The following is a 13,995-nucleotide window of genomic DNA, read 5'->3' as shown; positions in this document are numbered from 1 at the left end:
GTAAGGTTCAATAGCATGTCCCCTCCGTCAACCCGCTATCGCAAGAGAAGAGAAATGCCCGAAATTGACGCGCCGCTGACAATCGATGATTTCCGTCAGTCCGGATGGAAAGATATTCTCGACGCATGCAAAGACGATGGCTGGCCGCTTTTCTGGCACGCGTTTTCGGTTGCATCTGAGCGTGCAAAGGAAGCGGGGGACTTCAGAAAAGCCCGTGTTCTGTCGCTACTTTCACACGCCTGCTCGATGTCCCTGGCGCCTTCCAGCGCGACCGATCCGTTTGTTCCGATGCTTGTGCTCGCCGATGGTCGATCGTCAGCGTCGTTCCGTGACCTGTCTGACGCTGACATCGACTTCTTTGCCTCATTCACGACCGAAGTCGACGAGTCCCAACTCCGTGCCCGCCTCGCTGATATGGTCTGGATACGGTTTCGCAAGCGATTCACGTTCGCCCTTGAGGCAATCGACGCGTATCGAAACCTTCCCCTCAACGAGGACACCTGGATAAACAACGGTCGCCTTTCATGGGAACGCGCCATCAGCCTGTCAATGCGCCTCAAGGCAGCCGCAGGTTCGCGACTTTCCGAGATTGAAACGTCGCTGACCGACGCACTTCGCGGGGCATCCGACAATGCCGGCTTTTTCGCGCTGTGGATCGCCGACGCCCTTGAGCAGTACGGGTTGGGAAGGTCGCATGGCACTATGATTGCAACACATCTGACGCAGCTCGCCGACGCATTCGCCAAGACGGGTGATGTCAATCGAACTACGGCGTACTACAGCGGAGCCGATGGATGGTTCGTCAAAGAGGGGGACGTGCAGGCATCGTGCGCGATCAAGATTAAGGCAGCAAAGGCATTCGCTGACGACGCAGCCGCGAAGATAGGTGCCGAGCCTTCCAACTTTATTGTGGCGTCGATGCAGTATGAGAAAGCGATTCACCAGTTGCGAGGCATTCCCAACGCTCATCGCGCTGACTTCGGTGTTACTGAACTAATCGATCAGTACCACGGCGCGATGTCGGCGGCGCAGCAGAGAGCAATCGGCCAGATGCAAACGATTCGGAGCAAGCCTGTTAACCTGGAAGAGACCGTTCAAGCATCGCGCGATGCCGTACGCGGGCTCGAGAGCTTGGATGCACTCGCGAAATTCGCAGCGGTGTCCCCGCTAAGCAACGTCGCCAGGCTTCGCGCGAACGCCGAAAAGCGCTGCAGCGAGAGCCTGTTTGGCAATCTGTTCGGCAGTACCTATCTATCGCCCGATGGGCGCGTCGTTGCACGCCTTTCGGCTGCCGGCTTCGATCGGAACGCGGGACCGGATGAACTCGCCATTTTCGAACAAATGACCGCCGAGTATCGGATTCGAGTCGATTTGGTAAGTCACGGCTGCATCCTTCCGGCGCTCGAAGTACTACGCGAGGAGCAGCAGCTGCGTGAACAGGACTTCGTTCTCGTCGCGGAGCAATCTCCCCTTGTTCCGCCGGACAGGACGCGCCTGTATGGCAAGGCGCTATCCTATGGATTCGAAGGTGACATGGTCGCAGCGCTGCATGTTCTTGTTCCTCAAATTGAAAACATGATCCGATATCACTTGAAGCAGGCAGGAGCCAAAACCACTACCCTTGATGCGGTCGGAATAGAGATGGAAAATGGGATGAGTACGCTGGTTGACATGCCAGAAATGCGCGATATATTCAGTGACGATCTGATATTTGAGCTTAAAGCCCTTTTCTGTAGTCAGTTCGGACCCAATCTTCGCAATCAGCTTGCGCACGGTCTCATGGACGATACAGCATGCTTTGCCTTGTCAGCCCATTATGCGTGGTGGCTCGGGCTGAAAATTATTTATGGAAAATTTTCTTGACACAGTGGACGGAGCATCCGCCATGCACGGGCCCTCGCTTGATATCCTATCCGGGTATCGACGTCGACTTGAATGATTGAAAAGCTCGCCATTGTCCATTTAGTCGCTTATCGTAGAGGCGCCGGGGGCCACCACAACACACAGAGCGATAGTCGCCCCGGCCGTTAAACTGACGCATTGGTTCCACTCCAACCGAAGTCACATCTACCCGCTTGCCCGAAATCCAGATATCAAGCCGGAAGCTGCACAGTTTGTCGAGCCGGGTGAATCACCTTAGGGCATATCACCCTACCTTGTGAAAGTGCTTCGACAGGCAAGTCACAAAACTTGAAGAACGGGGAGCAGCTATGGGGAAAAAGTCTCGAATGAAGCGTGAGCGCCGTGAACAGGGCATAAATCCCCTGCATGCCTTGGGTCGATGCGATTTCACAAACGACATGGACATTGCCCTCCGGCAAGCCCGCGAGGACCTTCAGAACATTTATGCGCAATACAACCCATATGACGTCGTTCTTTCACTGGAGGTCTCGCATCTATGGCTCCCGAACATTTCAGCCCATGTGACGCATCACCTTGCCCTTGGCGTCGCCCTTTCGATGCACTCTGAGCAGTTCACACGAGCAAAAGGTATCGACAGCTACGATGAATTTTGCGAATTTGTCACGCAGATATACCGAGTCATCCCCAGTTTTCCATCGCTGGAAGACTTCGTGCCTGAACCTGACTGGGGTGACATCCGCCTCTCATCGGACGACGAATACCGCGCGGTTTTTTATGGCTGTGCCGTGGAACGGATTCCGGACTTCGTCGAAGCGTTCCGTCTGATTTATGCAGATCACGCGGATGCACTGGACGATATGGCTTGCGCGATTGCGTTGCAAAATTGCGTGATTTCCAACATCAGCCGGGACGTCGTCGGAAGCGTAGATAATATCTCCAGCGGGCACCGAGAAGTGCCATCCGTGCTCTTCTGGCAAACGTGTCGCGCAGCGCTTTCAACAGCGTGCATTGCCGTACAGTCGTTGGGTCACAAATTCAGCCCACAGCTAACGATTGAACAGGGACATGGTCCGTCATTGGCAACGTGGACACAGTTCGGCGACGCAGTTATGGAAGGCACATCGCTCGCGGCGACCACTGCACTGATTGATGGCAAGCGTTTGCCGGTTTCGTTGCGAAACGCGACGTCTGTAGTGATTGACGCGTGGGCGACGCGGGTCGCAGCCGCTTCGGTCGACTTTGTCGGGCGATGTCGTCGTATTGGCAGCTTCCTGCTACGCAGGTTTGGAGATCCAACGGTCTGTCAAGGCCCGCTCAGGTTGGTCTCCCGAAAATCTAGGATAGATAGGCATATTGCTGCTGTTTGCCGAGCGGGAAAAAGGATTTATCTCGTGGCACTCGTCTCGATCGACGAGATACCGGCGCTCGACGCCTTCGAGCACCAGGTACATAGCCTCGTAGCAAGTGGGGACTGGGCGTTTCATCTCGAAGATAGCAACCAGTACATCGAACTCAGGAACGCGGATGGCTCGCCACCCAGTTCTGCGGAAATCGGAATACTGGCCATTCTCGATCGCGTGGCAACGTCCTGGCTGTCTATCAAAACGCCCAAAGGGGGAACGCGCCTCCTCTCGTTGCCCGATTTCGTATCGATATTCGATTCACTGTCGGATACCGATGAGCTTGAAAGGTTCTGGTCTTTCGTCGAGCAGCATGATTCCCTCTTGGGACCCTCGGCTGCATCGGCCCGACCCGAGACCAGGTTGTGTCGATGTAACGGTAGAAGTCAACCTGGCGCGCCTCCAGGAACGGCTCGACTCGCCAATAGACGCTTCATTTGAAGTGGAATGCCTCACCGCAGTGGTTCGTAAGCAACTCGCGAGGGCCATTCTGGACGACTGGTCGATGCTTTGGGTAATTTGGTGTCCACCAAATTATTGTGGGCACCAACGTGGACAAAACATCAAGCGCACGCACCAAGCGGCCGAATTTCTCGCTCGAGTTCAAGAGGCACCTGGTCGAGCAATCCTTTGAGCCGGGTGCATCGGTTGCCCTGATCGCGCGCGGCAATGATGTCAACGCGAACCTGCTCTTCAAGTGGCGGCGAGCGTATCTCGAGGGAGCGTACGGTCTGCCGACGCTGTCCGAGCAGGCGGAGTGCGAGATTCCGCCGTTATTGCCGGTGAACATCATCGACGGTACGTCTGTACAGGCGCCGCCGCCAACGGTCACTACAACTGAGCCGCTGGAGAGTGTCTGCGAGGTGGAGTTCGAGCGTGCACGCCTGCGCATTCGCGGCGAGGTCTCGCCGGAGACACTGCGGCTGCTGATTCGCGAGCTGTCGCGATGATCGGTCTGCCGGCGGGCACACGCATCTGGATTGCCGCGGGGGTGACCGACATGCGTTCCGGGTTCCAGGGCCTGGCCGCCAAGGTACAGACGGCGCTTCAGGAGAATCCGCTGGGCGGTCACGTGTTCATCTTCCGCGGCCGTCGAGGTGATCTGATAAAAATTCTTTGGGCTACCAGCGACGGGCTATGGCTGCTTGCAAAGCGGCTCGAGCGTGGCCGCTTTGTCTGGCCGCAGGCCGATAGCGGCAAGATCCATCTGACCCAGGCCCAGCTGTCGATGCTGCTTGAGGGCATCGACTGGCGGCAGCCACGCCGTACCGCCGAGCCACTGTCGATGTTGTAAACCGCGCAACACCTGCGTAAACTGCGTGGCATGTCTGATGCCAGCGACCTTCCTGATGACATCGATGCACTCAAGGCCTTGTTGCTCGAGGCGCGGGCGTCCCTGGCCGAGCGCGATCTGGAAATCGAACGGCTCAAGGCACAGATCGACAAGCTCAAGCGCATGCAGTTCGGCCGCAAGTCCGAGAAACTGGACCGGCAAATTGCGGAACTTGAGACCCGACTGGATGATCTGACCGGCAGCCGTGGCGCAGCCGAAACGCGCGAAGCACAGGCCGGCGGCAGGAGCAGGTCCGACGCGCCCGAACGTGCTTCGCGCGAGGCGCTCCCGGACCACCTGCCGCGTGAGGAGCACGTGCTCGAGCCGGAGCCAACCTGCGCCGAATGCGGCGGCCAGATGCAAGCGCTGGGCGAGGACGTCTCCGAGCAGCTCGGCCGCATCGCGGCAGCGTTCAAGGTCATCCGCACCATCCGGCGCAAGAAGATCTGCGCCTGCTGCGGTCGCATCGTTCAGCCGCCGGCACCGAGCCTGCCGATTCAGCGCGGCATCGCGCACCCAAGCCTGCTTGCCGAGATCTTTGTGGCCAAGTATGCCGATCACCAGCCGCTTTACCGGCAGTCGGAGATCGCTGCACGCGAAAACGTCAAACTGGACCCGGCGAGCATGGGCCGCTGGGTTGGTCAGTGCGAGGCGCTCGTCGATCCGCTGGTGAAAGCGCTGCGCCGCTACGCGATGGGCGGCCTCAAGATCCATGCGGACGACACGCCGATCCCTGTGCTCGCGCCGGGCAACAAGAAGACAAAGACAGGCCGGCTGTGGGTCTATGTGCGTGATGACCGTCGGTCCGGTTCGAAGGAACCAGCCGCCGTCTGGTTTGCGTACTCGCCCAACCGGCAAGGCGTCCATCCCCAGCGCCATCTGACCGGCTTCAGCGGGATCCTGCAGGCAGACGCGTATTCGGGCTTCAACGAGCTGTTCCGGGACGGCTCGATGCGCGAGGCAGCATGCTGGGCGCACGCGAGGAGAAAGCTGTACGACATTCACGTGCGCACGCCGTCTGAAACCACGCAAAAGGCGCTCGACTATATTGGCGAGCTCTACGGCATCGAAGCCAGTATCCGCGGCAAGCCGCCTGCCGAGCGGCTGCGTGTGCGGCAGGAGAAGGCCAAACCGCTGCTTGAAACCTACGGTGCATGGCTCAGGGCAAAGCTCCAGATGCTGTCAACGAAGTCGGATACGGCCAAGGCCATCAACTACTCGCTCAATCAATGGCTCGCGCTGACGCTGTACTGCGACGATGGCACGGTGGAGATAGACAACAACATCGCGGAGAACGCGCTGCGCTGTGTCTCACTGGGACGAAATAATGCGCAGCCGCAAATTATGCGGAGTTTGCATCGTACGGCTCGTCACGAGCGCCAGTGCGACGCGCCTTGCAGGGATCTGTGGCTTGCAGCAAACTGCACATAAAAAAGATGCTTTCCTGTTTGGGTTGTTACCCATTCAGGAGAATCATCATGATCGGCTTGGTTCCTCTTCGACCGCAGCCTCAGGCGTGGTTGTGGCGCAGCGTCCTTTCTCCTTTCGCAGAGCGCTACTGCGAATATCTCGTTGATACCGGCTACGCGGCCGGCACCGTCAACCGCTACGTGAGGTGCGCCGCGCACTTTGCGTATTGGCTTACAACGCACCGTATAGCCGTAGCAAGTGTCGACGATCGACTTGTCTGCAGGTTCGTGAACGACCATTTGCGGCGATGTACCTGCCCAGATCCGATTCCGAGGTGTCGGACAGACGTGAGTGCTGCACTTCGGCATTTGCTGGTCGTGTTGGGCGCGTGCGGTGTCCCTCGGTTTCTGCAGGCAGAACCGGATTCGGTGCAACAGGAGGTGTGTCGCTTTACTGACCACCTCAAGGACGTTTGCGGCCTAGCCGAATGCACGCGATATCAGCGTGGTCGAATCATTCGCGATTTCTTGCGTCAGCGCTTTGGTCGCAAACACATCGACATGGAGCAGCTAACGATTCGGGATATCCGTCGTTTCGTTACGCGCTACCCTGACGGGTGCAATGCTGGAGCCGCTCACGTAGCGGGCGTGACGTTGCGCAGTTATCTGCGATTCAGGACCATGCAATATAACGACCAGGTCGAAGAGCTGATCGCGGCAGTACCGAACGTGGCTGGATGGAGGTTGGCGGCGCTGCCTGAAACGCTTTCGGATGCAGCGATTGAGCAGTTCCTGAACTCCTTCGATCGCGCGACTGCGTCCAGCTTACGTGATTACGCAGTGGCGCGCTGTCTGGCTGATCTTGGGTTGCGGGCTGCGGAAGTCGTGCAAATCCAACTCGACGATTTAAACTGGCGCGAAGGCACGCTGCAAATCCGTCGCACCAAATCGCGACGGGGCTACGTCATTCCGTTGCCCGAGCCAACAGGTCGTGCGATCGCCGACTATATCCGGTTAGCCCGAAGGAAGACGACGACCTCCCGTGCTGTCTTTGTCCGGCATTACGCACCCGCCGACGTTCCGTTGGGAACCGGGCGCGTCCATCAGGCCGTGCATGCCGCATATGTTCGCTGCGGCTGGACTGAACAATCTGGAACCCATCTTCTGAGGCACAGCGTGGCCCGACGGCTGCTTCGTTCCGGCTCGTCGTTGAAGGAAGTGGCTGACGTATTGCACCATCAGAGCATCGACACCACCGCGATCTACACGAAGATCGACCTGCGAAGCCTGGAGGCCGTGGCGCTTCCCTGGCCGGGGAGCAAATCATGAAGCGTCCCGTCAAATCGGCACACACAATGGTATCGCTGGTGGAAACGTATCTCGCAGAGCGACGCTGTCTCGGCTTCGACCTTGCGATCTCGGGGCAGGTGCTGATGAACTTCGCCCGCTTCGCGGATACGGCGCACGATCGCGGTCCGATCACCGAAAGTCTGGCCCTTGCTTGGGCACACTCGACACCGAGCCAAAGGTCCATTACCTGGGCGCGTCGGATCGAGGTAGTGCGCCCCTTCGCGAAGTACCTCAGGCAGTTCTATCCCGATACGGTTGTTCCGCGACGCGACTTGTGCGGGCGGGCCCATCGTCGTCTGGCGCCGCACATCTACACGGAGCAGGAACTCGGCGAACTCCTCACGGCGTCGGCGGCGATGTTACCCGTCGGTTCGATCATACCGCTTACATATGAAGCGCTGTTTGGTTTGATTGCGGCAACCGGCTTGCGTATCTCGGAAGCCATCAATCTCTCTCGAGACGACGTGAATCTTGCTGAGGGCACGCTCACGGTGCGCGAGACGAAGTTTCACAAGTCGCGCCTTATTCCGATGCATCCTACCGTAACTCTGGCCATGAAGCGTTACGCTGCTCGCCGTGCGCTGGTCGTCGCCGCAGAGCCGTGCGATTCGTTCTTTGTGAATCTTGATGGCAGGAAGTTGCAGGCCCGAACGGTGCACTGGGTGTTCGGTCGGCTTCGCGAGCAACTCGCGTGGACTTCTCGGGGTGACCACGCGTTGCCTCGAATCCATGATCTTCGCCACACGTTCGTGTGCCGGTGCATCCTCAAGTGGTATCAGGACGGCGTGAACGTCGACAACCGGATGATTGCGCTGTCGACATATCTGGGGCACGTGAAGCCGAGCGATACCTACTGGTATCTGACTGCGGTTCCCGATCTCATGGAAATCGTGAGCCGGAAATTTGCGTGCTTTGCCGAAGGGGTACGTCATGACTAAAGCCTGCCTAGTTCCTTCCTTCGCGACGCTCCTGCAGGACTTCTTCGTCGAACGGTTGATGCAGCAACGTGCGGTGAGCCCGGAGACGATATCGAGCTACCGCGATTCGTTTCGTCTGTTTCTTCAGTTCGCATCGGATCGCCTTGCCAGGTGCCCAACTGATCTGAAGCTGTCGGACATGGATGCGCCGCTGATCTTGGCGTTTCTGCGGCATCTCGAGGTTGAGCGGCGCAACAGCACGCGGACCCGCAACGTTCGACTCGCAGCGTTGCGCTCGTTCTTGAAGTACGCGGCACACCGTGACGTCGCGTCGTTGGCCGTTATACAGCGCGCACTCTCCGTGCCGATGAAGCGGTGCGATAAACCTATGGTCGGATTCCTGTCACGCGAAGAGATTCAGCAACTGTTGACGGCGCCTGACCCGGACACCTGGTCGGGTCAACGCGACAGGGTTCTGCTGGCAACGATGTATAACACGGGGGCGCGCGTCTCGGAGATGCTGGCACTACGCGTCAGTGATGTCGTGCTGGGTACATCACCCTTCGTTCATATTCTTGGCAAAGGACGCAAGGAACGAACGGTGCCTTTATGGCGATCCACGGCCAGGCTCATCAAGGGGTGGTTGCCGCAGATCCAGGATGCATCAAGTCAGAGGCTCTTTCCAAATCGATCGGGAAACGCGATGACACGCTCCAATGTCGCCGATCGAATGAGAATTGCCGTAACGCGCGCGAAGGACCAATGTCCGCAACTCGCCAAACGGCGTGTTTCTCCGCACCTGGTTCGTCACGCGACTGCCATGCATCTACTTCAATCAGGCGTCGACCTCTCGGTCATCGCCTTGTGGCTGGGACACGAAAGCCCATCGACAACACACTGCTATATGGAAGCCGATCTGACGATGAAGCAGCGAGCGCTGAGCAGGATTCAGCCACCGGAAGTGAAGAACCGTCGCTATCGACCACCGGACCGCATCCTCCAGTTCCTTGAGTCGCTGTAATTATGCGTAGCTCGCCGAACCGCGAATCCCTGCGGATCGCGTCGGCGACTCGCATGGCACTCTTCGACAATGAGTAACTCCGCATAATTTGCAACTGCGCATTATTCCGACAATGCACATAATTGCATTGCAGAAAAAACTTCATGTTCGCCGGCTCTGACAGCGGCGGTGAGCGGGCAGCGGCGATGTACTCGCTGATCGCCACGTGCAAACTCAATGGCGTCGATCCGCGTGCTTACCTGTGCCATGTGCTGACCTGCATCGCCGATCACCCGATCAACCGCGTCGACGAATTGCTGCCCTGGCGCGTTGCCGCACACCTGCAAAATCCGCCCCAACCTGCGGTTCCGACCGGTTGAACAACAGCGGTGGACAGCACGCCCCGATCGCCCGGAACGGCTCACACGCGCTGAGCCAGTAGCCGACTGCACCTGGGACAGCGGTCCGTTACCCGGTAACGCTGAAGGGCTACCGTCGAACCTGGAAGTAGGTATCCCATTCTGCGGAGTCCGGATCGAGCCTGCGCACGATAGCCGCGTCGGCCCGCACTACCAGCCGCTCCAGCATCTCACGCTTCGTTACCGAGTAACGGCGTGCCAGCCGTGCGAGCGCGAGATCGGCTTCAGTGGTCACCCACATATCAAGCCGCCGCTCCCCGTTGCCATCGTTTCCAGCTGTCGCCCGCCTTGCCCGGAAGGCGGCCTGCCGCTCCGCTGTTGTTTGCGCCATCGGTTTCTCCTCGTCGTTGTTACCCGGTAACGATATGTCTGAATTCGTTACCGGGTAACGCAAAATACCCAAAGGAGATAGCATGTCCCGCTTCACATCGCGTCGTCCAGAAAAACCCGAACGGTCCAAGCGAGGCGCTTACCAGTGGTTCAAGGCTTATCCGACCTGCTCCGAATGCCAATCAACTCCGACGTCGTGGGCGCCTTGGCCTCCACTGCATCCCGACTGCCACGCTTCACGTTAAAGCGAGTGGAACGACGCGTTGATGTTCCTGACTGCGCAAGCCCGGAATTGCCTGAGTCGGAACACTATAAGATCGCGCGACGCGACCTCGCGGTCGCACTGAGCAAGCAGGGAGTCGCCGCTCCAGCGCGGTACGAACTGGCACCAGCCAAAGCAATCATCGACGCCGCGCGTGAGACCATGCGTCAAGACCTGCACCGGCGGATTTCATCGCTAGATCGAGACGGTCTTCTTCTTTTCTGCATTGAACAGAACGATGCGTTAATCGCCGAACATCGCCGCAGTGTCTTCCAGGTCAAACAGAGCTTGAGCCACGAAGTAGAATACGACCGTGCCCAGGCGCTCATTGAAGCGCATGACCGCTTCAATCAGAACGCCCGAAACTACCGCTACCTTCTCGAGTGCTGCCTGAGCCTCCAAGCCCACGGGACGGGAAACGCTGACGCACCTACGGTTGTCCAGTTGCTCGCGACTATTAATTGGCTCTTCGTGCTGTACGGCGCAAGCGATACCCTGCACAACGGTATCGAGGCTGGCGGCATAGAGCTGGACGACTGGTACGTCCCCGAAGTCTTCTATTCAGACGACCGCGAAGAGAAGGAACAGCGGTTTTCTCGCGAGGCAGCACATGACAGTCTGGGCCTTGACCTCATACAGGAGGACGAAGTCAATTCCATATTGGAAACAGACAAGACGCGCCAAGATCTCGACGGCGCGTTTCTCGGGCAACTTGGATTCTCACTTACGCAATTGCTACAAGCTCTGACAGTGCTTACAAGCTGGCGCGCTGTCGGTGGCACCTCAGAACTCAAGTTTTGCTATCAAGCTTCGGCCGCAGAGATTGTCACCAAGCTGGTCGCCACGCTTGAGGGTCTTTCTGAAGTTCAGGCGCATCAAATAATCGAATTCCTGACGCTAAAGCCCACTGGGATTCGCAGGTTACTCGGCAAAGAAACGGACGAAACTGACGTGCCCGTGTGGGAACATACCAAGCGCGGTGATAGATACACGATACGACCACTTGTCGCGCTCAGCAATGAGCTTATAGCCTGGGGCGCTGCAACTGCCGAACGGACCTCCAGTATTTGGACCAATGCGGTCTCGAACGGATATCTGCCCGCCGACTTTGAATGGCCAGCTATCAAAAAGCAAGTCCGTGCAATCAAGGAAAGTATTGAGAAGCGGCTTGAAGTTCAGGCATTCAACGTGTGTTCGCGTATGGCCACGTACGTTCTCCCGGGGATCGACTTCAAGCGGCGGTTCCCCAAGGAGAATTTTGATGACGTGGGCGATTTCGATGTGCTGGCATACTGGCCGGAATCAAACCTTTGGCTCAGCGCGGAATGCAAATACAATCAGTCACCGTTTTGCCTGAAAGACGCTCGTCGCCTTAGAGACCGGATCTTCGGTGCGGGAGAAAATGGAGGACAGTTCGCCAAAATCGAGGGGCGACGTGCATTCCTGGCCGCTCGTGTCGATCAGCTGCGGCAACTCCTGGGGTGGCCTGAGCCCACCGGCACTGCCCCTCCACGGTTCATCGAGGTTTACGTCAGTAGGGACATCTACTGGTGGATGAGGAATCCGCCATATGAAGTCCCCACGCACTTTGTACGAATTGACGCGCTCCACGGATGGCTCCAGTCACACCTCGCGACCTGAACAACCTTGTCCGCTTCCGAACTGGCCGACGAACCCTTCATCGTGTATGCCGTCGAGGGTGCCTGACAATGCAAGTCGGACGCACGACCCGGATGCGTCTGGCGAACTGCCGGCTGCTATTATTGCAACCTCAGTCAGACGAGAGTTCTTGCGTCCAGCAACTTCATTCTCGAGTCGTGACCTGAGGCGGAGCGTCTCCAATGTTCGATTACCTGCGCGCATTTCCTATACCGGTCGATTTGCTGCCGCATCGTCTACGTTCGCTCCTTGAGCCAATCGGCCTCGATCCAGGGCTGCGGGTGGAAGTATGTAGTCGTTTCGAGCTCGACCCTCACGGTCAAGACCGGGAGTGCATTCAAATGGCGATGGCAGTCGTGCCCGACGATGGCAAAGAACTCCCGCTGCCCGTCGAGTGGAACCATGGCGTTGTCGCTTACTCAGTGCCCGCCAGCGACGCGAAGGGTGCTTCGGAGAAGTTTTGTCCCAGTCTGGATGGACACGACTATGTCATAGCGTCGTGGGGCAGTGGATCCTTCTATACATTTAACCTTGCGGAAAAAGTATGGATGGCCCTGGGGTTGACACCCCGATGCATCGGCAACGAAGAGCAGCGCATGGTATACGACGACCTCGGGCTACCTGAGTTCAACGTTGCCGGAGGTGAGGTTTCTGGCCAGTACTACTGGCAGTCCTCCCGAAACATCAGCTGGGTCATGTCCAATGAGTACTTGCGCAGATATCTGTGGATGCGAGGCGCTATCGGCGTGAGAACATTTTTCTATGAGCGGCTTATGCCGGACACGCGCGAGCTTCGCGATCTGATGGGAAGTGAGCCGCACGTAGAATTGAAAGGCGAAGGCGATTGGTTTCTGCTCGATATCCGGGAGCACAGGGGGGGATTACTCATCCAGCTCTGGGCGACCGTGCATGCCATCAAGTGTGAGCTATGCGAGAACCAGACCGCAAATGGGATTCTCTGGCCGGGAATAGATGACCCTGTAACCCACGACCGCGCCAATTCCATTTTTGATCGCGATAGCGTTTACCTTGACGACAGTTTTTTAGAGAAATACGAGCAGAACAGCTTCTACGACAGCACGCCGGTGAAAGTGCACGGCGAAGCCTGGCATTGCAGCCCATCTTATCTTGGGCAGTGGAGTTTCACCGGTTGCCGGCGCGTCGGACGAAATCTCATACGGGTATCGTTGCGCGACCTCTATCAAGCGAAGCCCGAAAGAGAGATTTTGCGTGCCCACGTGCACGCCGTGGGTCCTGCGAGGATTGCCCAGGTCGATCTGACCGAGGAGCACATCGTCTCAAAGACCGATCGGCTAGTGGCTGAGTTACTCCAACTTGGGGACCACCTCTCGGAACTGGCAGCGTCGCTGGGAATTGACAAGGTAGCGTCTGATCTCGTCCATCTCTCCCGGCAAGGTATCGTTGACAATGGCTGGTTAAACTATCCCCAACTTCGCCGGCTTGCACAGGTCGCTCCGCTGGAGATGAGCCAACAGGCGTTTCTCTCGAGATGCAAGTCCATTCATGAGATTTGGCAATGTGTCCCTCTTGGCTTTCTGAGAAGACTGCTCGAAGCTGCGGGAGTGCCGAGAGACGCGATAACGCAGTGGGGAAGCCTGAAGTTGTTCCAGACGCTCCTGAACATTCTGGAAGGACTGGACCGCAGCGAGGAGCGCGTCGATGCCTACAGAAATCGTGAGGCACCGCAGAACTGGGATACACGAAACCCAGGCATTTCCGCCCTCTTCGTTTGCAACGAACTGCGTATCGCCGACGCACATGACGTAGGAGAGAAGCTTGTCCAACTTCAGCAACTCGGCTTTGATACGGCCGAGGCTGTGTGAAAACGCAAAAGTACTCGGTTTTCGGGTGTCGCTTTACCCTTCCCGAGTTGCTACCAAGCCAATACAGCGCGATCTGACGGGTCGATTTTATTGAAGATCACATTCAACACGTCTTTTCACACAGCCTCGGCCAGTTTGCGACACGGTTATGGGCTTGCGCTTGATTTTGTATTCGACCGCGTTATCGAAGCGTTCGCGACGATCAATCG

The 13,995-nt window shown here is 57.7% G+C and carries 10 protein-coding genes and 2 pseudogenes; 11 read left to right on the top strand and 1 reads right to left on the bottom strand.

Annotated features, from left to right (window positions below):
• The first annotated feature begins 54 nt into the window (after positions 1–54).
• The 9 genes and pseudogenes from P0D84_RS21805 to P0D84_RS21765 all read left to right on the top strand — a co-directional run.
• Positions 55–1,863 (top strand): DUF7380 domain-containing protein, encoded by a 1,809-nt coding sequence (locus P0D84_RS21805; RefSeq protein ID WP_408340274.1) that lies wholly within the window; start codon positions 55–57, stop codon positions 1,861–1,863.
• A 347-nt stretch (positions 1,864–2,210) separates the two neighbouring features.
• Positions 2,211–3,704: a hypothetical protein gene (locus P0D84_RS21800; protein ID WP_408340272.1), complete on the top strand. Its 1,494-nt coding sequence runs from the start codon at positions 2,211–2,213 to the stop codon at positions 3,702–3,704.
• A 110-nt stretch (positions 3,705–3,814) separates the two neighbouring features.
• The gene (gene tnpA / locus P0D84_RS21795) at positions 3,815–4,213 is read left to right on the top strand and encodes an IS66-like element accessory protein TnpA (protein ID WP_408337155.1); all 399 of its coding nucleotides are present in this window, start codon (positions 3,815–3,817) and stop codon (positions 4,211–4,213) included.
• On the top strand, positions 4,210–4,557 hold the full coding sequence (tnpB, locus tag P0D84_RS21790) for an IS66 family insertion sequence element accessory protein TnpB (protein WP_408243351.1): 348 nt from the start codon (positions 4,210–4,212) through the stop codon (positions 4,555–4,557). Before tnpA ends, tnpB begins: the two co-directional genes overlap by 4 nt.
• Positions 4,558–4,587: 30 nt before the next feature.
• Positions 4,588–5,925, top strand: a pseudogene (gene tnpC, locus P0D84_RS21785) (IS66 family transposase); the annotation flags it as partial.
• Between the two features lie 428 nt (positions 5,926–6,353).
• Complete coding sequence (locus tag P0D84_RS21780) at positions 6,354–7,334, top strand: tyrosine-type recombinase/integrase (RefSeq protein WP_408339053.1); 981 nt, start codon at positions 6,354–6,356, stop codon at positions 7,332–7,334.
• Positions 7,331–8,293 (top strand): tyrosine-type recombinase/integrase, encoded by a 963-nt coding sequence (locus P0D84_RS21775; RefSeq protein WP_408339055.1) that lies wholly within the window; start codon positions 7,331–7,333, stop codon positions 8,291–8,293. Before P0D84_RS21780 ends, P0D84_RS21775 begins: the two co-directional genes overlap by 4 nt.
• A complete protein-coding gene (locus tag P0D84_RS21770) occupies positions 8,286–9,293 on the top strand; it encodes a tyrosine-type recombinase/integrase (RefSeq protein ID WP_408339057.1) in 1,008 nt (335 codons plus the stop codon). The genes P0D84_RS21775 and P0D84_RS21770 overlap by 8 nt, the downstream gene beginning before the upstream one ends.
• Positions 9,294–9,424: 131 nt before the next feature.
• Positions 9,425–9,652 (top strand): annotated as a pseudogene (locus tag P0D84_RS21765) (transposase domain-containing protein); the annotation flags it as partial.
• A 109-nt stretch (positions 9,653–9,761) separates the two neighbouring features.
• On the opposite strand, the gene P0D84_RS21760 reads toward P0D84_RS21765, so the two are convergent.
• Positions 9,762–10,022 carry a hypothetical protein gene (locus P0D84_RS21760; protein WP_408337159.1) on the bottom strand — a complete coding sequence of 87 codons (261 nt, stop codon included), beginning with the start codon at positions 10,020–10,022 and terminating at the stop codon, positions 9,762–9,764.
• Positions 10,023–10,271: 249 nt separating this feature from the next.
• Here P0D84_RS21760 and P0D84_RS21755 point away from each other — a divergent pair, with 249 nt between their 5' ends.
• Together P0D84_RS21755 and P0D84_RS21750 are read left to right on the top strand one after the other, a co-directional pair.
• Positions 10,272–11,924 (top strand): hypothetical protein, encoded by a 1,653-nt coding sequence (locus P0D84_RS21755; protein WP_408340270.1) that lies wholly within the window; start codon positions 10,272–10,274, stop codon positions 11,922–11,924.
• A 200-nt stretch (positions 11,925–12,124) separates the two neighbouring features.
• Complete coding sequence (locus tag P0D84_RS21750) at positions 12,125–13,786, top strand: hypothetical protein (RefSeq protein WP_408340268.1); 1,662 nt, start codon at positions 12,125–12,127, stop codon at positions 13,784–13,786.
• Positions 13,787–13,995 lie beyond the last annotated feature (209 nt).

The organism is Paraburkholderia sp. RL17-337-BIB-A (assembly GCF_046025895.1).
GTDB classification, from domain to species: Bacteria; Pseudomonadota; Gammaproteobacteria; order Burkholderiales; family Burkholderiaceae; genus Paraburkholderia; species Paraburkholderia fungorum_C.
Note: the sequence above shows the minus strand (reverse complement) of the source record. Positions and strands in the feature narration are given on the sequence as shown.